The organism is Pseudomonas sp. Pso3, from assembly GCF_055393275.1.
In genome coordinates, this window is sequence record NZ_AP043687.1 from 2082358 (window position 1) to 2101691 (window position 19334).

At 65.5% G+C, this 19334-nt stretch carries 17 protein-coding genes; 15 read left to right on the forward strand and 2 right to left on the reverse strand.

Going from position 1 to position 19334, the window contains the following annotated elements:
• Window positions 1-458: 458 nt before the first annotated feature.
• Window positions 459-1463 carry a type I glyceraldehyde-3-phosphate dehydrogenase gene (gene gap / locus ACZ5R1_RS09755; protein ID WP_007158681.1) on the reverse strand — a complete coding sequence of 335 codons (1005 nt, stop codon included), beginning with the start codon at window positions 1461-1463 and terminating at the stop codon, window positions 459-461.
• A 136-nt stretch (window positions 1464-1599) separates the two neighbouring features.
• Here gap and edd point away from each other — a divergent pair, with 136 nt between their 5' ends.
• The 12 genes from edd to ACZ5R1_RS09815 all read left to right on the forward strand — a co-directional run bounded on the left by edd (window position 1600) and on the right by ACZ5R1_RS09815 (window position 15107).
• Complete coding sequence (edd, locus tag ACZ5R1_RS09760; RefSeq protein WP_007158680.1) at window positions 1600-3429, forward strand: phosphogluconate dehydratase; 1830 nt, start codon at window positions 1600-1602, stop codon at window positions 3427-3429.
• Window positions 3426-4403 carry a glucokinase gene (locus ACZ5R1_RS09765; protein ID WP_145150421.1) on the forward strand — a complete coding sequence of 326 codons (978 nt, stop codon included), beginning with the start codon at window positions 3426-3428 and terminating at the stop codon, window positions 4401-4403. Before edd ends, ACZ5R1_RS09765 begins: the two co-directional genes overlap by 4 nt.
• A 105-nt stretch (window positions 4404-4508) precedes the next feature.
• Window positions 4509-5249, forward strand: a complete 741-nt coding sequence (locus ACZ5R1_RS09770; RefSeq protein WP_007158678.1) for a response regulator — start codon at window positions 4509-4511, stop codon at window positions 5247-5249.
• On the forward strand, window positions 5239-6687 hold the full coding sequence (locus ACZ5R1_RS09775) for an ATP-binding protein (RefSeq protein WP_464713111.1): 1449 nt from the start codon (window positions 5239-5241) through the stop codon (window positions 6685-6687). Before ACZ5R1_RS09770 ends, ACZ5R1_RS09775 begins: the two co-directional genes overlap by 11 nt.
• A 124-nt stretch (window positions 6688-6811) precedes the next feature.
• A complete protein-coding gene (locus ACZ5R1_RS09780) occupies window positions 6812-8074 on the forward strand; it encodes an ABC transporter substrate-binding protein (protein WP_027599668.1) in 1263 nt (420 codons plus the stop codon).
• A 163-nt stretch (window positions 8075-8237) separates the two neighbouring features.
• Window positions 8238-9155: a carbohydrate ABC transporter permease gene (locus ACZ5R1_RS09785; RefSeq protein ID WP_058792075.1), complete on the forward strand. Its 918-nt coding sequence runs from the start codon at window positions 8238-8240 to the stop codon at window positions 9153-9155.
• A complete protein-coding gene (locus ACZ5R1_RS09790; protein ID WP_464713112.1) occupies window positions 9148-9978 on the forward strand; it encodes a carbohydrate ABC transporter permease in 831 nt (276 codons plus the stop codon). The genes ACZ5R1_RS09785 and ACZ5R1_RS09790 overlap by 8 nt, the downstream gene beginning before the upstream one ends.
• A gap of 11 nt (window positions 9979-9989) precedes the next feature.
• Window positions 9990-11090, forward strand: coding sequence for an ABC transporter ATP-binding protein (locus ACZ5R1_RS09795; RefSeq protein ID WP_464713113.1), 1101 nt, complete (start codon window positions 9990-9992; stop codon window positions 11088-11090).
• A gap of 128 nt (window positions 11091-11218) precedes the next feature.
• Window positions 11219-12124: a carbohydrate kinase family protein gene (locus ACZ5R1_RS09800; protein WP_058792074.1), complete on the forward strand. Its 906-nt coding sequence runs from the start codon at window positions 11219-11221 to the stop codon at window positions 12122-12124.
• Between the two features lie 40 nt (window positions 12125-12164).
• Entirely contained in the window at window positions 12165-13376 is a 1212-nt protein-coding gene (locus ACZ5R1_RS09805; RefSeq protein WP_464713114.1) for an AGE family epimerase/isomerase, read from the forward strand.
• A 64-nt stretch (window positions 13377-13440) separates the two neighbouring features.
• Window positions 13441-14841 (forward strand): carbohydrate porin, encoded by a 1401-nt coding sequence (locus ACZ5R1_RS09810; RefSeq protein ID WP_007158670.1) that lies wholly within the window; start codon window positions 13441-13443, stop codon window positions 14839-14841.
• Between the two features lie 92 nt (window positions 14842-14933).
• Entirely contained in the window at window positions 14934-15107 is a 174-nt protein-coding gene (locus tag ACZ5R1_RS09815) for a DUF1289 domain-containing protein (protein WP_007158669.1), read from the forward strand.
• Window positions 15108-15430: 323 nt separating this feature from the next.
• Here the strand turns inward: ACZ5R1_RS09815 and ACZ5R1_RS09820 are convergent, their stop codons facing one another.
• Entirely contained in the window at window positions 15431-16300 is an 870-nt protein-coding gene (locus ACZ5R1_RS09820) for a LysR family transcriptional regulator (RefSeq protein ID WP_144944716.1), read from the reverse strand.
• A 141-nt stretch (window positions 16301-16441) separates the two neighbouring features.
• Between ACZ5R1_RS09820 and leuC the strand changes: the two genes are divergently transcribed.
• From leuC to ACZ5R1_RS09835, 3 genes are read left to right on the forward strand one after another with little or no spacing between them, the layout of a single operon-like run.
• A complete protein-coding gene (gene leuC, locus ACZ5R1_RS09825) occupies window positions 16442-17866 on the forward strand; it encodes a 3-isopropylmalate dehydratase large subunit (protein WP_027602049.1) in 1425 nt (474 codons plus the stop codon).
• An 11-nt stretch (window positions 17867-17877) separates the two neighbouring features.
• Entirely contained in the window at window positions 17878-18522 is a 645-nt protein-coding gene (gene leuD / locus ACZ5R1_RS09830; RefSeq protein ID WP_027599661.1) for a 3-isopropylmalate dehydratase small subunit, read from the forward strand.
• Between the two features lie 45 nt (window positions 18523-18567).
• A complete protein-coding gene (locus ACZ5R1_RS09835; RefSeq protein ID WP_027599660.1) occupies window positions 18568-19332 on the forward strand; it encodes a class I SAM-dependent methyltransferase in 765 nt (254 codons plus the stop codon).
• The last annotated feature ends 2 nt before the right edge of the window (window positions 19333-19334 follow it).

Here is a 19334-nt window from a genome sequence, read left to right on the forward strand (position 1 = left end):
CCGTTTTCCACGCTACGGTGCTTTCCTGGCCGCGGAAGACCAACCGCTCGCTCGAACAACCCCCTCTCCCTCGGGGAGAGGGTTGGGGTGAGGGCACGCTTCACGATGAAGGCCCAGGCGGAAAAGGCTGCGCCGTTTTCCACGCTACGGTGCTTTCCTGGCCGCTGAAGACCAACCGCTCGCTCGAACAGCCCCCTCTCCCTCGGGGAGAGGGTTGGGGTAAGGGCAGGGCTCACCGAGGGTGCTTGACCGGAACAGGCTCCGATGCGTATCGCGGCCATGGGCCGCTCCTACGGAAGATCCAGCTGCTGTAGGAGCGGCCCATGGCCGCGATAAAGACAGTGGCTCTTATCCTCGGAACTCCCCCGCAGGAGCGGCCGCATCCGTGGACCGACCTTGCCGCAAACGAAAACGAAAAAAGCGCCCGAAGGCGCTTTTTCAGCTGAGTCCTACAGACCTCAGGCCGGCGCGTTGACCAGCGCCTTGCAGGTATCGAGCATACGGTTGGAGAAGCCCCACTCGTTGTCGTACCAGGCCATAATCTTCACCAGCTTGCCGCTCACCTTGGTGTGGTTGGCGTCGAAGATCGACGACAGGCGGTTGTGGTTGAAGTCGATGGAAACCAGCGGCTTGTCGTTGTAGCCCAGTACCGGCGAGGCTTCGGCCGCGGCCTTCATGAAGGCGTTGATGGTCTTGGCGTCGGTTTCCTTGGCGGTCAGGATGGTCAGATCGACCAGTGACACGTTGATGGTCGGCACCCGCACGGCCATGCCGCTAAACTTGCCTTGCAGCTCCGGCAGTACCAGGCCCACGGCCTCGGCGGCACCGGTCTTGGTCGGGATCATCGACTGGGTGGCCGAACGCGCCCGGAAGGGATCGGAGTGATAGACGTCCGACAGGTTCTGGTCGTTGGTGTAGGCATGGATAGTGGTCATCAGACCGTTCTCGATGCCGAGTTCGCGCTGCAGCACCTGGGCGACGGGCGCCAGGCAGTTGGTGGTGCAGGAGGCGTTGGAGATGATCTGGTGCGACTGGCGCAGGATGTTGTCGTTGACGCCATAGACGATGGTGGCGTCCACGTCCTTGCCCGGGGCCGAGATGATCACCTTGGAGGCGCCGGCTTCCAGGTGGGCAGCGGCCTTGTCGCGGTTGGTGAAGAGACCGGTGCACTCGAACACCACGTCGACCTTCATCTCTTTCCACGGCAGCTCGGCCGGATTGCGGATGGCCGTCACGGCGATGCGATCGCCATTGACCACCAGCTTGTCGCCCTCGACGGACACCTCGGCAGGGAAGCGGTCATGAACGCTGTCATACTGTAGGAGATGCGCATTGATGGCGGCGTCGCCCAGGTCGTTGATCGCGACGACCTCCAGGTCCTGGCGATAGCCTTCGGTATACAGCGCCCGCAGCACGTTGCGGCCGATGCGTCCAAAACCATTGATGGCAATACGAATACTCATTGAGAGAAACCTCGCGATAGCTGGGTTTTGTTGTAAAAAACATTACACATGACGCGTGCTAAGCGGAATAATAGCGCCAATTTGGCTGTGAATGTTTTAAATAACAACAAATTTAGCCCGGTGGAGAATCGAAACCATGCATCCTCGCGTCCTCGAAGTCACACAGCGGTTGGTGGAACGCAGTCGTCCGACCCGTGAGCGTTACCTCGCCATGATCCGGGCCGCCGCCAGCGACGGTCCGCAGCGCGGCAAACTGCAATGCGCCAATTTCGCCCATGGCGTCGCCGGGTGTGGATCCTCGACGGATAAGCAGCGCCTCCGTTTGATGGACCAGGCCAACGTCGCCATCGTTTCCAGCTACAACGACATGTTGTCGGCTCATCAGCCCTATGAGCACTATCCGGAGATCATCAAGCAGGCCCTGCGCGAGATCGGCTCCGTCGGTCAGTTCGCCGGTGGCGTACCCGCCATGTGCGATGGCGTGACCCAGGGCGAGGCCGGCATGGAGCTGAGTCTGGCGAGTCGCGAAGTCATCGCCATGTCCACCGCCGTGGCCCTGTCGCACAACATGTTCGACGCCGCGCTGCTGCTCGGCATCTGCGACAAGATCATTCCCGGCCTGATGATCGGCGCGCTGCGCTTCGGCCATCTGCCGATGATCTTCGTCCCGGGCGGCCCCATGCCGTCGGGCATCTCCAACAAGGAGAAGGCGCGCGTGCGCCAGGCCTTCGCCGAGGGCAAGGCGACCCGCGAAGAGCTGCTGGAATCGGAGATGAAGTCCTACCACAGCCCCGGCACCTGCACCTTCTATGGCACCGCCAACACCAACCAGGTGGTGATGGAGGTCATGGGTCTGCACCTGCCGGGTTCCTCCTTCGTCAATCCCTACACCCCGCTGCGTGACGAACTCACCCGCGAGGCGGCGCGCCAGGTGACCCGCATCACCCACCAGGGCGGCAACTTCATGCCGCTGGGCGAGATCGTCGACGAGAAGTCCATCGTCAACTCGGTGGTGGCCCTGAGCGCCACCGGCGGCTCGACCAACCACACCCTGCACATCCCGGCCATCGCCCAGGCCGCCGGCATCCAGCTGACCTGGGACGACATGGCCGAGATTTCGGCGGTGACCCCGACCCTGGCCCAGGTCTACCCCAACGGCAAGGCCGACGTGAATCACTTCCACGCCGCCGGTGGCGTCAACTTCATGGTGCACACCCTGCTCGAGGCCGGGCTGCTGCACGAAGACGTCAACACCATCATGGGTCGCGGCCTGTCGCGCTACCTGCAGGAGCCCTTCCTGGTGGACGGCAAGCTGGAATGGCGCACCGGTCGGGCCGAGAGCCTGGACGAAGACATCCTGCGTCCGGCCAGTCGCCCGTTCAACGAGGAGGGCGGTCTGCGCGTCATGCAGGGCAACCTCGGTCGCGGCGTGATGAAGGTGTCGGCCGTGGCGCCCAAGCACCAGCTGGTGGAAGCCCCGGCGCGGGTCTTCCATGACCAGAGCGAACTGGCGGCCGCCTTCAAGGCCGGCGAGCTGGAGCGCGATTTCGTCGCGGTGGTACGCTTCCAGGGACCCAAGGCCCTGGGCATGCCCGAGTTGCACAAGCTCACCCCCTATTTGGGCGTGCTGCAGGATCGCGGTTTCAAGGTGGCGCTGGTCACCGACGGCCGCATGTCCGGCGCCTCGGGCAAGGTTCCGGCGGCGATTCACGTCTGCCCGGAAGCCATCGATGGCGGTCCGCTGGCCAAGGTCTGTGATGGCGATCTCATCCGCGTCGATGGGCGTACCGGAGAGCTGAAGATTCTGGTCCCGGCGGACGAATGGATGGCCCGCCAGGCGGTCGAAGCGCCCCAGGGCACCGGGGTAGGCTGTGGTCGTGAGTTGTTCGCCTTCATGCGCGGCGCCATGAGCACGGCCGAATCAGGTGCCAGTGCATTTACTTCCAGCCTGGAGGCGCTGAAATGAGTTTGGCTTTGGTTGGCGACATCGGGGGCACCAATGCCCGCTTCGCCCTGTGGCGCGACGGTCGCCTGGAGGCCATCGAGGTCTTCGCCTGTGCGGATTACGCCTGCCCGGAAGACGCCGTGCGCAAGTACCTGGCGCAGACCGGCGTGGCGCTGGACGACATCACCGCCGTGTGCCTCGCCTGTGCGGGCCCGGTGGGCGAGGGTGACTTCCGCTTCACCAACAATCACTGGGTGATCAAGCGCGAGCAGTTCTGCCGCGAGCTGGGCCTGACCCATCTGCTGCTGATCAACGACTTCACCTCCATGGCCTGGGCGATCGCCCGCCTGGACCCGGCGGACTCCGTCCAGGTGCGCGACGGCATCGCCCTGCCGACCCGCCCGCGCCTGGTGATCGGGCCGGGCACCGGCCTGGGTCTCGCCAGCCTGGTGCCGAGCGGCAAGGATCGCTGGATCGTGCTGCCCAGCGAGGGCGGTCATGTCGACCTGCCGATCAACACCCAGCGCGAATTCGATATCTGGAAGATCCTCAAGCGCCAGTTCGGCAACCACGTCTCCGCCGAGCGCGTGGTGTCCGGCAGCGGCCTGGTCAACCTCTATCACGCGAGTTGCGAACTGGACGGCCGGACCGCCGCCCTGCACAGCGCGGCGGACATCTGCGAGCTGGCGCTCAAGGGCGATGCCTATGCCGACGCCGTGCTGGAGCAGTTCTTCATCTGGCTGGCGCGGGTCGCCGGCAACGCGGCCCTGACCCTGGGCGCCCTGGGTGGCGTCTATATCGCCGGCGGCATCCTGCCGCGCTTCGTCGAGCGCTTCCAGAATGGCGCCTTTGCCCATGCCTTCGCCGACAAGGGCAAGACCAGCAGCGCCTACCTCAAGGACATCCCGGCCTGGCTGGTGACCGCCGAGTACCCGGGGCTGTTCGGTGCCGGCGTTGCCCTGGATCAGACCATTGCCGAGGCACGGCAGGCCTGATCCATCCCCGGGGACGGGCGACTACTCAAGGTCGCCCGACCCCGGTATGCTGCCGGCACTACCGGTAGCTGGCCTCCGGCCAAGACAACAAGAGCGAACATCGCCATGTCCACCCTGGGCAAATCCCTCCTGGTCGTCGATGACGACGGGGAAATCCGTGAGCTTCTCGACGCCTATCTCACCCGTGCCGGCTATCTGGTGCGCGCCGTCGGCGACGGCCGCGAACTGCGCCGGGCGCTGGGCGACTTCGTCCCCGATCTGCTGATCCTCGACGTCATGCTTCCCGGCGAAGACGGCTTCGCCCTCTGCCGCTGGATGCGCGAGCAGTCGAGCTGCCGCCAGGTGCCCATCATCATGCTCACCGCCAGTTCCGACGAAGCCGATCGGGTGATCGGCCTGGAGCTGGGCGCCGACGACTACCTGGGCAAGCCCTTCAGTCCGCGTGAATTGCTGGCGCGCATCAAGGCGCTGCTGCGCCGGGCCGGCTTCGGCGAGACGCGCCCGGCGGCCACCGGTCTGCTCACCTTCGACGACTGGCGCCTGGATCCGGTCAGCCACCGGCTGTTCCATCGCGACGGTGAGGAGGTGATCCTCTCCGGCGCCGATTTCACCCTGCTCAAGCTGTTTCTCGACCATCCCCAGCAGATCCTCGATCGCGACACCATCGCCAATGCCACCCGCGGCCGCGAGGTGCTGCCGCTGGAGCGCATCGTCGACATGGCGGTGAGTCGCCTGCGCCAGCGCCTGAGAGACACCGGCAAGTCGCCGCGGCTGATCCGCACCGTACGGGGTTCCGGCTACCTGCTCGCCGCCGAGGTCAGCGGACTGGTCGCCGATGCGGTGTAGCGGTCTGCTCGCGCGGCTGGTGCCGCGTTCCCTGTTGGCGCGGATGCTGCTCCTGACCCTGCTGGCGGTGCTCCTGGCCCAGGGTGCCTCGGCACTGTTCTGGTCCGCCTCCCTGCGCAGCGACCGCAACCAGGGCCTGCAGACGGCGGCCCGCAGCCTGGGCTATTCCATCGCCGCCAGCGTGCGCTACTTCAGCCTGCTGCCGCCGGCCTATCGGCCGCTGGTGCTGGAGCAGTTGCGCAACATGGGCGGCACGCGCTTCTTCGTCTCCCTCAACGAAAAGCCGCTGACCATGCAGGCACTGCCGGATACGCCCGGCCGCCGGGCGGTGCTCCAGGGGGTCGAGGCGGTGCTGCGCGAGCGCCTGGGCGCGGCCATGCCCATGTACGTCGAATTCATCGGCCCGCAGCAGCTGCGGCTGTTCAACGGCGCCGTGGCGCTCGACGAATTGCCGCGCTCCTGGGCCCACTACGCCCTGAGTCTGGAGCCGCTGGAGCCGCCGGTGCTGGTTACCCAGATCCGCATCGGCGAAGGGGAGTGGGTGTATCTCGCCACCTTGATGCCGGCGCCTTACTACAGCCTGGACGAGTCCTGGCTGCCGCTGCAGCAGCTGCTGTTCATGGTCTTCAGCAGCGCCTTCCTGCTGCTGTTCATCGGCCTGCTGATCCGCTGGCAGAGTCGCCCGCTCAAGCGGCTGTCGCGTGCCGCGCGAGAGCTCTCGCTGGAGGTGCATACGCCGCCGGTGCGCGAGGAGGGCGCCCAGGAGATCCGCGAGGTCACCCGCGCCTTCAACGCCATGCGGGAACGCATCGCCCGTTACCTGGACGAGCGCGCCCAGCTGTTCAGCGCCATCTCCCACGACCTGCGCACGCCCATTACCCGGCTGCGCCTGCGCGCCGAGCTGGTGGACGACGAGGTGATGCAGGCCAAGCTGGTGCGCGATCTCGACGAGCTGGACCTGCTGGTCAAGGGCGCCCTGCAGTGCGTCAAGGACACCGACATCCACGAGAATCTGGAGCCGGTCGACCTGCAGGCGCTGCTGCGGCAGCTGGTGGAGCCCTTCACCCAGGAGCAGCCACCGCGGGTGCGCCTCACCGGGGAAGCCCGGGGCACCCTGCTGGGCAAGCCGCTGGCGCTGAAACGCTGCATAGGCAACCTGCTGGACAATGCCCTCAAGTATGGCTATCGCGCCCACCTGCAGGTGGAAGACGACGGCCAGGCCTTCGTCCTGCATGTCGATGACGAAGGCCCGGGAGTGCCGGAGCAGGAGCTGGAGCAGGTGTTCCAGCCCCATGTCCGTCTGGCCACCGACCGCCAGGGTTACGGCCTGGGCCTGGGCATCGCCCGCAACCTGGCCCATGCCCATGGTGGCGAGGTGGAGTTGCGCAACCGCCGCGAGGGCGGTCTGCGGGTTACCCTGACCCTGCCGCGCAGCTAGGTAGCCGTCTTTCGCTATGTCACCAGCCCGTGACAAATCTCCTTCCCTTCGTTACCCACGGCCGCAGTCGTCTGACTAGACTCGGCCCAGCTCCAATAAAAAAACAACAAGGAACGATCCCCTCATGAATGCGTTGAATCGTCTCGCTCTCGCCGTCTCCCTTTCCTGCGCCGCGCTCGCCGCCCCCCTGACCGCCCATGCCGGTGAGGTAGAGGTGCTGCACTGGTGGACCTCCGGTGGCGAGGCTCGCGCCGTCGATGTACTCAAGCAACTGATGCAGAAGCAGGGCGATACCTGGAAGGACTTCGCCGTGGCCGGTGGCGCCGGCGAGGCCGCCATGACCGTGCTCAAGACCCGTGCCGTCTCCGGCAACCCGCCGTCCGCCGCCCAGCTCAAGGGCCCGGACATCCAGGAATGGGCCGGCATGGGCTTCCTGGCCAACATCAGCGACATCGCCAAGCAGGGCAACTGGGACACCATCCTGCCCAAGCGCGTGGCCCAGACCATGCAGCACGATGGCGAATACGTCGCGGTACCGGCCGGCATCCACCGCATCAACTGGCTGTGGATCAACCCCGCCGTCTTCAAGAAGGCCGGCGCCAAGGTCCCCACCACCCTGGACGAATTCTTCGAGGCCGCCGACAAGCTCAAGGCCGCCGGCGTCGTGCCCCTGGCCCATGGCGGCCAGAACTGGCAGGACGGCACCATCTTCGAATCCCTGGTCATGGCCATCATGGGCCCGGAAGGCTACGACAAGGTCTTCGTCCAGACCGATGCCGACACCATCCGCAGCGACAAGATGGTCGAGGTGTTCAAGACCTTCAAGCGCATCAAGGGCTATGTCGATCCCAACGCCGCCGGTCGCGACTGGAACCTGGCCACCGCCATGGTCATCGAGGGCAAGGCCGGCATGCAGATCATGGGTGACTGGGCCAAGGCCGAATTCACCGCTGCCGGCAAGAAGCCGGGCGTCGACTACGAGTGCGTGGTGATGCCGGGCACCCAGGGCGACTTCATCTACAACATCGACTCCCTGGCCATGTTCAAGATCAAGAACAAGGATAACCAGAAGGCCCAGGACGACCTGGTGCGCACCGTCATCGACAAGCCCTTCCAGGAGGTGTTCAACCTCAACAAGGGCTCCATCCCGGTACGCAACGACATCGACCTGGCTAAGTTCGACAGTTGCGCCCAGCAGTCCGCCAAGGACTTCCAGGCGGCCAACGCCGACGGTAAGGCCGAGCCGAGCATGGCCCACAGCATGGCCAACACCAGCTATGTGCAGGGCGCGATCTTCGACGTGGTGACCAACTTCTTCAACGACGCCAACGCCGATCCGAAGAAGGCCACCGAGCAACTGGTCGCCGCCATCCAGGCCGCCAAGTAAGGCCAATCGCGGCCATGGCGGTCCGCCGCTGAGACCGCTCCTGCAGGCGCCCGAACTGCCTGTAGGAGCGGCCCATGGCCGCGATAAGCCCAGGTGCTGTGCCGCGATGCATTCTGAGACCGGCCAGCTCCATAAAAATAATACCACCCCTTGGGAGCGCCCCATGGCTCTTACCGAAACCCTTCCCGTCGCGACCGTCAGTCGACGTCCGGACCGGCTGCAGCGCCTGCTGCCCAAGCTGGTGCTGGCGCCCACGGCCATCGCCATGGTCGTCTGCCTCTATGGCTACATGCTGTGGACGGCGGTGATCTCCTTTACCAACTCGCGCTTCCTGCCCAGCTACAATTTCGCCGGCTTCGCCCAGTACGCCCGGCTCATGGAAAACGATCGCTGGCTGGTGGCCTGCAAGAACCTGGCGATCTTCGGTGGCCTGTTCATCCTGCTGAGCCTGGCCATCGGCGTCTTCTTCGCCATCCTGCTGGACCAGCGCATCCGCCGTGAAGGCTTCATCCGCACCATCTACCTTTATCCCATGGCGCTGTCGATGATCGTCACCGGCACCGCCTGGAAGTGGCTGCTCAACCCCGGCATGGGGCTGGACAAGTTGCTGCGCGACTGGGGCTGGGAGGGCTTTCGCTTCGACTGGCTGGTGGATCCCGACCGGGTCATCTACTGCCTGCTGATCGCCGCCCTCTGGCAGGCCTCGGGCTTCGTCATGGCCATGTTCCTCGCCGGCCTGCGCGGCGTGGATTCCTCCATCCTCAGAGCCGCTCAGGTCGACGGGGCAGGGCTGCCGACCATCTACCTGCGCATCGTCCTGCCCAGCCTGCGGCCGGTGTTCTTCAGCGCGGTGATGATCCTCGCCCACATCGCCATCAAGAGCTTCGACCTGGTGATGGCCATGACCGCGGGCGGCCCCGGCTACGCCTCGGACCTGCCGGCCGTGTTCATGTACCAGCACACCTTCACCCGCGGCCAGATGGGCCTGGGTTCGGCCAGTGCGGTGCTGATGCTCGGCGCGGTGCTGGCGGTGCTGGTGCCCTACCTCTACTCGGAATTGCGGAGCAAGCGAAATGGCTAAGGCTCTGAACGTCAATCGCGTGGCCATCCACGCCACCCTGATCATCGCCTGCGCGGTCTATCTGGTGCCGCTGCTGGTGATGCTGCTGACCAGCTTCAAGACTCCGGACGACGTCCGCACCGGCAACCTGCTGAGCCTGCCCCTGGACTGGACGATCATCGGCTGGCTCAAGGCCTGGGAAGTGGTGCACAGCTACTTCTGGAACTCCTTCATGATCACCGTCCCGGCGGTGCTCATCTCCACCTTCATCGGCGCGCTCAACGGCTACGCCCTGTCGAAGTGGCAGTTCCGCGGGTCGAATCTGCTGTTCAGCCTGCTGCTGTTCGGCTGCTTCATTCCCTTCCAGGTGATCCTGCTGCCGATGTCCTTCACCCTCGGCCAGCTGGGCCTGGCCAACACCACCGCCGGCCTGGTGCTGGTGCACGTGATCTACGGCCTGGCCTTCACCACGCTGTTCTTCCGCAACTACTACGTGGGCATTCCCGACGCCCTGATCAAGGCGGCGCGGCTGGACGGCGCGGGTTTCTTCACCATCTTCTTCAAGATCCTGCTGCCGCTGTCCACGCCCATCGTGATGGTCAGCCTGATCTGGCAGTTCACCCAGGTGTGGAACGACTTCCTGTTCGGCGTGGTGTTCGCCAGCGGCTCGTCGCAGCCCATCACCGTCGCCCTCAACAACCTGGTCAACACTAGCACCGGCGCCAAGGAATACAACGTCGACATGGCCGCCGCCATGATCGCCGCGCTGCCGACGCTGCTGGTCTACATCTTCGCGGGTAAGTATTTCGTCCGGGGCCTGACCTCGGGCGTGGTCAAAGGATAAGGAAGGCCACCATGGCAGCTCTCGAACTCAAAAGCGTACGCAAGACCTACGGCAACGCCGCCCAGGAAGCCCTGAAGGGTATCGACATCCGCATCGACGCCGGTCAGTTCCTCATCCTGGTGGGGCCCTCCGGCTGCGGCAAATCCACCCTGATGAACGCCATCGCCGGCCTCGAAGACATCAGCAGCGGCGCCATCTGCCTGGACGGCGAGGACGTCACCCAGGTCGAGCCCAAGGACCGGGACATCGCCATGGTGTTCCAGTCCTACGCACTGTATCCGACCATGACCGTGCGCGAGAACATCGCCTTCGGCCTGAAGATCCGCAAGACGCCCAAGGAGCAGATCGACGCCGAGGTGGCGCGGGTTAGCAAGCTCCTGCAGATCGAGCATCTGCTGGACCGCAAGCCGGCGCAACTCTCCGGTGGTCAGCAGCAGCGGGTGGCCATGGGCCGCGCCCTGGCCCGCCGGCCCAAGCTTTATCTGTTCGACGAGCCGCTGTCCAACCTCGACGCCAAGTTGCGGGTGGAGATGCGCACCGAGATCAAGCTGATGCACCAGCGCCTGCAGACCACCACCGTCTACGTCACCCACGACCAGATCGAAGCCATGACCCTGGGCGACCGCGTCGCGGTGATGAAGGACGGCGAGGTGCAGCAGTTCGGCACCCCCGAGGAGATCTACAACGATCCGGCCAATCTCTTCGTCGCCAGCTTCATCGGCTCGCCACCGATGAACTTCGTGCCGGTGCGCCTGGAAGCGCGCGAGGGCAGGGTGGTCGCCCAAGTCACCGGCGATACCGGCGACAGCCAGGTGGACCTGCCCGATCTGGACCCGGCGCTCGCGGGGCGAGAGGCTATCCTTGGGGTGCGCCCGGAGCAGATCCAGTCGGCGCATCCGGCGGACAACGCCGTGCCAGGCATCCTGACGCGGATCCAGGTGGTCGAGCCGACCGGTCCCGATACCCTGCTGTATGCCGAGTGGAACGGCACCAAGGTCTGCTGCCGGGTGGCCCCGGGGGAAGCGCCGCGGGCCGGCGACCAGGTGCTGTGGCGGATCGATTCGCGACGGGCGGTGCTGTTCGATCCTGCGAGCGGTCGCCGACTTTCTTGAACGGAGCTCATGGCTGAAACGTTACAGCAATGGTAAGGTCCGCCCGCCGCCGCGCCTGACGTCGGGTCGCGGCCCTACCAGAGGCCAGGAGTGCACCTCCGGCCGCCGTGACAGAAAGGAGAACAACAATGGCACTACCCCGCGTCGTGGTCTTTGGCGAAGCCCTCACCGACATCGTCCAGGGTAATCCTGGCGAATGGCGGGGTTACCCGGGCGGTGCCCCCTGGAACGTGGCGCGTGGCCTGGCCCGGCTGGGCGTGGAAAGCGCCTTTGGCGGCGCCATCAGCCAGGACGGTCTGGGTGACGAGATCGCCTGGCAGTCGGAAACCGCCGGCCTCGATACCCGCTTCCTGCAGCGCGTCGCCGCCGATCCGCTGGTGGCCATCGTGCCGTCGAGTCGTCCGCCGCGCTATTTCTTCGCCGGCGAAGCCGATCTCCAGTTCGATCCGGCGCTGCTGCCCGAAGGCTGGCTGGAGGCCGCCGAGGTCTGCCATTTCAGCTGCATCAGCCTGGCCCGCTATCCGCTGGCCGACACCCTGCTGGACCTGGCCCGTCAGGCCAAGGCCGCCGGCAAGCGCCTGAGCTACGACCCCAACTGGCGCAACCTGATGGACGATCGCTATCGCCAGCAGACCTTTCCCGAGCTGGTGCGCCTGGCCGACGACATCAAGCTGTCCGACGAAGACATCCGCCAGATCTATCCAGGCCTGGACGAGCGTGCCGCGCTGGACGAATTGCGCGCTCTCAATCCCCACGCCCGCATCCTCTTCACCCGCGGCGAACACGGCCTGGTGCTCTATACGCCGGAAGGCGAGTGGCAGCAGGCCGCCATCGCCGTGGACGTGGCCGACACCGTGGGTGCCGGCGACGCCTGCATGGCCGGCTGGCTGGCCTCCGGCCTGCTGGGCCTGACCGATCTGCAGCAGCGCCTGAGATTCGCCGCGGCCAGTGCCTCGGTGTCCTGCCGCCATGCCGGCGCCTATGCGCCGACCCGCGCCGACGTCGAAGCCCTGCTGCAGGTGAGCCCCCACTAGACCGCGTTCCCACAACAACAATAGCCGCCAAGGAAACCCGATGGACTTCCCCGATTTTCGTCGTCGCGACACCCTGCTGGAGCACGTCCGCCACACCCTGGCGTTCTACCATCCCCGCTGTGTCGATCCGCAAGGCGGCTTCTATCACTTCTTCAAGGACGACGGCACGGTCTACGACAGCCGGACCCGCCATCTGGTCTCCAGCACCCGCTTCGTCTTCGATTTCGCCATGGCCTACCGGCACTATGGCGATCCGGCCTTTCTGGACGCGACTCGCCATGGCCTGAGATACCTGCGCGAGCGGCATCGCCAGGCCAATGGCGGCTATGCCTGGCTGCTCGACGGCGACACCGTGGTGGATGGCACCAATCACTGCTATGGCCTGGCCTTCGTGGTGCTGGCCTATGCCCACGGCCTGCAGGCCGGCATCGAGGAAGCCCGCGGCTGGCTGAGCGAAGCCTGGGAATCCCTGGAGACCCATTTCTGGCGCGAAGCCGATGGCCTCTATGTCGACGAGATCAGCGCCGACTGGCAGACCGTGGCGCCGTATCGCGGCCAGAACGCCAACATGCACGCCTGCGAAGCCCTCCTGGCCGCCTTCGAAGCCAGTGGCGAGGTGCGCTACCTGGACCGCGCCGAGACCCTGGCGCGCAACATGACCCAGCGCCAGGCCGCACTGACCCTGGGGCAGGGCGGGGTGGCCGACGAGGTCCCCGGCGGCCTGGTCTGGGAGCACTACCACAGCGACTGGTCCATCGACTGGGACTACAACCGCGACGATCCGGCCAATCTGTTCCGGCCCTGGGGTTTCCAGCCGGGGCACCAGATCGAATGGGCCAAGCTGCTGCTCATCCTCGAGCGTCATCGCTCGCAGCCCTGGCTGCTGCCGCGCGCCCAGGCGCTGTTCGACATCTCCTGGCGCCTGAGTTGGGATGACGAGCACGGCGGTCTCTACTACGGCTTCGCCCCTGACGGCTCGCCCTGCGATCCGGACAAGTATTTCTGGGTGCAGGCCGAAGCCCTGGCCGCCGCGGCGCTGCTCGCGGAGCGCAGTGGCGAGGCGCGCTACTGGGAACACTATGAGGCGCTCTGGCGCTACAGCTGGACGCATTTCATCGATCACGAGCACGGCGCGTGGTGGCGCCTGCTCGACCGTCGGAACCAAAAGTACTCCGACGACAAGAGTCCGGCCGGCAAGGTCGACTACCACACCATGGGTGCCTGTTACGAAGTCCTCAACGTCCTGCCGTAAGTATTAGAGACGCGGGTTTCGGGCACCCGGGGTGTCATCACTTCAATAAAAAGGGATCTCAGTAATGAACAAGCAAAACCACAAGAATCGTCCGGGGCGCGCACTGCCCCTGGTGTCGCTGCTGGCCCTGGCGGTCGCCGCGGGTGCCCAGGCGGCGCCCCAGGCCAATCCGGGTGGCAACTTCAGTGGCGTCAACAACACCGAGGCCGCCTTCGAGCCGCTGGGCAACACCATGACCGGTGACTGGGGTGGCGTGCGCAAGGACCTGCGCGACAAGGGCTGGGACATCAAGCTCGAATACGTCGGCGAGGGCGCGACCAATCTGCGTGGCGGCTATGACGACGACCGCACCGGGCGCTGGAGCTCCCAGTACATGTTTGGTCTCTGGGGCGACATGAACAAGATCGCCGGCTGGGAGAACTCGGTGTTCAAGCTGGCCATCACCTCCCGCGACGGCCGCAACCTGACCGACGACCGCATCACCGATCCGCGCGTCGGCGGCTACTCCTCGGTGCAGGAAGTCTATGGCCGTGGTCAGACCTGGCGTCTGACCCAGCTGTGGCTGTCCAAGGGCTTCTTCGATGGCCGTCTGGACATCAAGGCCGGTCGCTTCGGCGAGGGCGAGGACTTCAACTCCTTCGAGTGCGACTTCCAGAACCTGGCGTTCTGCGGCTCCCAGGTCGGCAACTGGGAAGGCGTCTGGTACAACTGGCCGGTCAGCCAGTGGGCCCTGCGCGTCAAGTACAGCCTGACCCCCGAGCTGTTCGTCCAGGTCGGCGCCTACGAGCAGAATCCGTCGCTGCTGGAAACCGGCAACGGCTTCAAGCTCAACGGCAGCGGCACCAAGGGTGCGGTCCTGCCGGTGGAAATGGTCTGGTCGCCCAAGGTCAACGGCCTGCCGGGCGAATACCGCGTCGGCTACTACTACAGCACCGCCGATGCCAACGACGTCTACGAAGACGTCAACGGCAACTCCGCGGCCCTCACCGGGCTGGATTACAAGGAGCACTCCAGCAAGCACGGTTACTGGGTCGTGGCGCGTCAGCAGATCACCGCGCACAACGATGACCCGAGTCGCGGCCTGTCGGTCTTCGCCAACTTCACCGCCCATGCCAAGGACGTCAACAAGGTCAGCAACTACGTCCAGGCCGGCCTGGTGTACAAGGGCCCCTTCGATGGTCGTCCCAAGGATGACATCGGCTTCGGCGTCGCGCGCATCAGCACCAACAGCGACTTCCGCGACAACCAGCGCGCCCTCAACCAGGCCGCCGGTGCCACCGACTACGACGATCCGGCCTACACGCCCCTGCAGCACAACGAGTACGACGCCGAGCTTTACTACGGCGTGCACGTGACCAACTGGCTGACCGTGCGCCCCAACATCCAGTACATCAAGAGCCCGGGTGGCGTGCGTGAAGTCGACAATGCCGTGGTCGGCGGCCTGAAGGTTCAAGCGGTTTTCTAAATCGTCCCCATAGCCCGCCATCCTGCCGGATGGCGCTGGACAGGGCCCTGCAGTGGTTATACTGCAGGGCCTTTTTCATTTCCGAGGTTGCCGTGGGTAAGGTCGAAAGTCCCTGCATCAGCCAGTGCAAGATCAAGGACGAAGTCTGCCAGGGATGTGGCCGCAAGCGCTCAGAGATCAAGGGCTGGAAGGAATTGAAGGACAAGGAGCGCAAGGAAGTCATCGACAAGTCCAGGAAACGCCTGAAGAAGCTCAAGAAGGGATAGGGTTGCCGGCGAATATCGTTATCGCGGCCATGGGCCGCTCCTACAGCACAGGCCAAATTACAGGAGCGGCCGCATCGGCGGACCGCCATGGCCGCGATAAAGACATCCAGCCCAGGTCGAGCCCGCGCTGTTGGAGCTGAACCCCTACTCGGACAGCCCCCTCTCCCTTGGGGAGAGGGTTGGGGTGAGGGCGCCCCTCGCCAACAACCCCCCTTGCGGAAAAGGCTGTGCCGTCTCCACGCTACGTATCTATGCGTACGGAGCCTGCCTGTAGGAGCGGCCCATGGCCGCGATCTCAGGCACGGCTAGTCCCCAATCACGGCTCAACCCGCCTCATCCAGCAACCCCATGAACGCCTGCGCCGCATTCGAATGGGTGCGCTCGGTATGCAGGATGTACCCGAGCTGGCGCTCCAGCTGAATCCCCGGCAACGGCAGGCGACGCACCTGGTCGTCCAGCAGGGTACGCGGCAACACGCTCCAGGCCAGGCCGATGGACACCAGCATCTTGATGGTCTCCAGGTAGTTGGTGCTCATGGCGATATTGGGTGTCAGTCCCTGGGCATCGAACAGCCCATGCACGATCAGCCGGGTAAAGGTATTGCCACCGGGAAACACCGCCGGATGGCGCGCCACGTCGGCCAGGGTGACCTCCGCCTGGTTCGCCAGCGGATGTTCGGGCGCCGCCACGAAATCCAGCGGATCGCTCCACACCGGCACCGCCTTGATCGGCGCCGCGGTCTGGGGCGCCAGGGTGATGATCGCCAGCTCCACCCGCCCATGCAGGATCTCGTCGTAGGCCGCTTCCGAATCGAGAAAGCGGATGTCCAGGGCGACGTCGGGATAGTCCCGGGTGAAGCGCCTGAGGATCGGCGGCAGCCGGTGCAGGCCGATGTGGTGACTGGTCGCCAGCGTCAGCCGCCCGCCGATGGCACCATTGAGATTGGTCAGGGCACGCCGGGTGTCATCGATCACGCCTAGAATCTGGTACGCGCGGGGGAGCAGGGCGCGTCCCGCCTCGGTCAGGCTGACCTCGCGCCCGATGCGATCGAACAGCCGCAGTCCCAGCTGCAGCTCCAGGGCGGCGATGCGTTTGCTCACCGCTGGCTGGGTCAGGTGTAGCCGCTCGCCCGCATCGGAAAAGCCGCCGGTTTCGGCCACCGCGACGAAGGCATTCAGATTGGCGAGATCCAAGACGTCGAATTCCTTTTGGTTATGCGCTTCATGAAAAAGATGAATTTGTTTCATGCGAGCCTAGCGCGGTATCTTTGACCCCACAAGCACCAAGGGCATGCAAAGGCCCGTGCCGTTCCACGCCTGATGAGGAATCGATCCATGGCTGGCAAGACGCTCTACGACAAACTCTGGGATATGCACCTGGTCAAGCAGCGCGACGACGGTTCCGCGCTGCTCTACATCGACCGCCACATCATCCACGAAGTGACCTCGCCCCAGGCTTTCGAAGGCCTGCGTCTGGCCGGCCGCAAGCCCTGGCGTCTGGACGCCAACCTGGCGACCCCCGATCACAACGTGCCGACCACCCCCGATCGCAAGGAAGGCCTCGACTCCATCAAGGACGAGATCTCGCGCATCCAGGTCCGCACCCTGGACGAGAACTGCGACGACTTCGGCGTCACCCAGTTCAAGATGAACGACGTCCGCCAGGGCATCGTCCACGTGATCGGCCCGGAGCAGGGCGCCGTGCTGCCCGGCATGACCGTGGTCTGCGGTGACTCCCACACCTCCACCAACGGCGCCTTCGGTGCCCTGGCCCATGGCATCGGCACCTCCGAAGTCGAGCACGTGCTCGCCACCCAGTGCCTGGTGGCCAAGAAGATGAAGAACATGCGGGTGTTGGTGGAGGGTGAATTGCCCTTCGGCGTCACCGCCAAGGACATCGTGCTCGCCGTCATCGGCAAGATCGGCACCGCCGGCGGTAACGGCCATGCCATCGAATTCGCCGGCAGCGCCATCCGCGCCCTGTCCATGGAAGGCCGCATGACCATCTGCAACATGTCCATCGAGGCCGGTGCCCGGGTCGGCATGGTCGCGGTGGACCAGACCACCATCGACTACGTCGAGGGCCGTCCCTTCGCGCCCACCGGCGCCGTCTGGGAAGCCGCCGTCGCCCAGTGGCGCGGCCTGGTGTCCGATGCCGATGCCCACTTCGACACCGTGGTCGAACTCGACGCCGCCCAGCTCAAGCCGCAGGTCAGCTGGGGCACCTCGCCGGAGATGGTCCTGGCCGTCGACCAGCAGGTACCGGACCCGGCTCGCGAAGCCGATCCGGTCAAGCGCGGTTCCATCGAGCGCGCCCTGAAGTACATGGGCCTCAAGGCCAACCAGCCGATCACCGACATCGTGCTGGACCGCGTCTTCATCGGCTCCTGCACCAACTCCCGCATCGAGGACCTCCGCGCCGCCGCCGCCGTGGCCAAGGGCCGCAAGGTCGCCGCCACCCTCAAGCAGGCGCTGGTGGTGCCGGGCTCCGGCCTGGTCAAGGCCCAGGCCGAGCGTGAAGGCCTGGACAAGGTGTTCATCGAAGCCGGTTTCGAATGGCGCGAGCCGGGTTGCTCCATGTGCCTGGCGATGAACGCCGACCGCCTGGAGAGTGGCGAGCACTGCGCCTCCACCTCCAACCGCAACTTCGAAGGCCGCCAGGGCGCCGGTGGCCGTACCCACCTGGTGAGCCCGGCGATGGCCGCCGCCGCCGCCATCGCCGGTCGTTTCGTCGACGTCCGCGACTTCGCCAACGCCTGAGGAGCCTGACCATGCAAGCCTTTACCCAGCACACCGGTTTGGTCGCACCCCTGGATCGCGCCAACGTCGACACCGACCAGATCATTCCCAAGCAATTCTTGAAGTCGATCAAGCGCACCGGCTTCGGCCCCAACCTGTTCGACGAGTGGCGCTACCTGGATGTCGGCCAGCCCGGCCAGGACCACAGCAAGCGTCCGCTGAATCCCGAGTTCGTGCTCAACCAGCCGCGCTACCAGGGCGCCAGCATCCTCCTGGCCCGCGAGAACTTCGGCTGCGGTTCCAGCCGCGAGCACGCGCCCTGGGCGCTGGATGGCTACGGCTTCCGCTCGGTGATCGCGCCGAGCTTCGCCGACATCTTCTTCAACAACAGCTTCAAGAACGGCCTCTTGCCGATCATCCTCAGCGATGCCGACGTCGACGAGCTGTTCCGCCAGGTCGAAGCCAGCGAGGGCTACCAGCTGGTGGTCGATCTCGAGAGCCAGACCGTGCGCCGTCCCGATGGCGTGGCGCTGTCCTTCGAGATCGATGCCTTCCGCAAGCACTGCCTGCTCAATGGCCTGGACGACATCGGCCTGACCCTGCAGGATGCCGACGCCATCGCGAGTTTCGAAGACCGCTATCGCCAGAGCAGTCCCTGGATGTTCCCCAGCGCCTGAACCCAGTCGCCGGCCCGCGAGGTCGGCGCTCTTTCCGGAGGCTCCATGAGCGGTGACCACGAGCAACACGTACAGCAGCAATTCGGCGCCACCGCCGAGGCCTATCTGACCAGTGCCGTCCATGCGCAGGGCGCCGAACTCCTCGAACTGCGCGACGCCGTGGCCCAGCGCGAAGGCGCCAAGGTGCTGGATCTCGGCTGCGGTGGCGGTCACGTCAGCTACAACGTGGCGCCCGTGGCCGGGCAGGTTGTCGCCCTGGACCTGGCCGAGGAAATGCTCTCGGTGGTCAAGCGCAGCGCGGCCGAGCAGGGCCTGGACAACATCAGCGTCCAGCCCGGCATGGCCGAGCACCTGCCGTTTGGCGACGCCAGCTTCGACTTCGTCTTCAGCCGCTATTCGGCGCACCACTGGCGCGACATCGGCGCGGCCCTGCGCGAAGTGCGCCGGGTACTGCGCCATGGCGGCGAGATGGCCATCATCGACGTGATCTCGCCAGCCAACCCGCGCCTGGATACCTACCTGCAGACGGTGGAGATCCTGCGCGACATCAGCCACGTGCGTAACTATTCCTTCGCCGAGTGGCACCGCCTGCTGGACATGGCGCGCCTCGGCGTGACCCGTTGCCGTCGCCAGCGCCTGCGCCTGGACTTCGCCAGCTGGACTGCGCGTATGCGCACCCCCGAGCCACAGTGCCAGGCCATCCGCAGCCTGCAGAGCAAGATCGGCCAGGAAGTGCGCCAGTATTTCGAAATCGACCGCGACGGCTCCTTCACCGTCGACGTCATGGTTCTCTGGGCCCAGCCCATCTGATT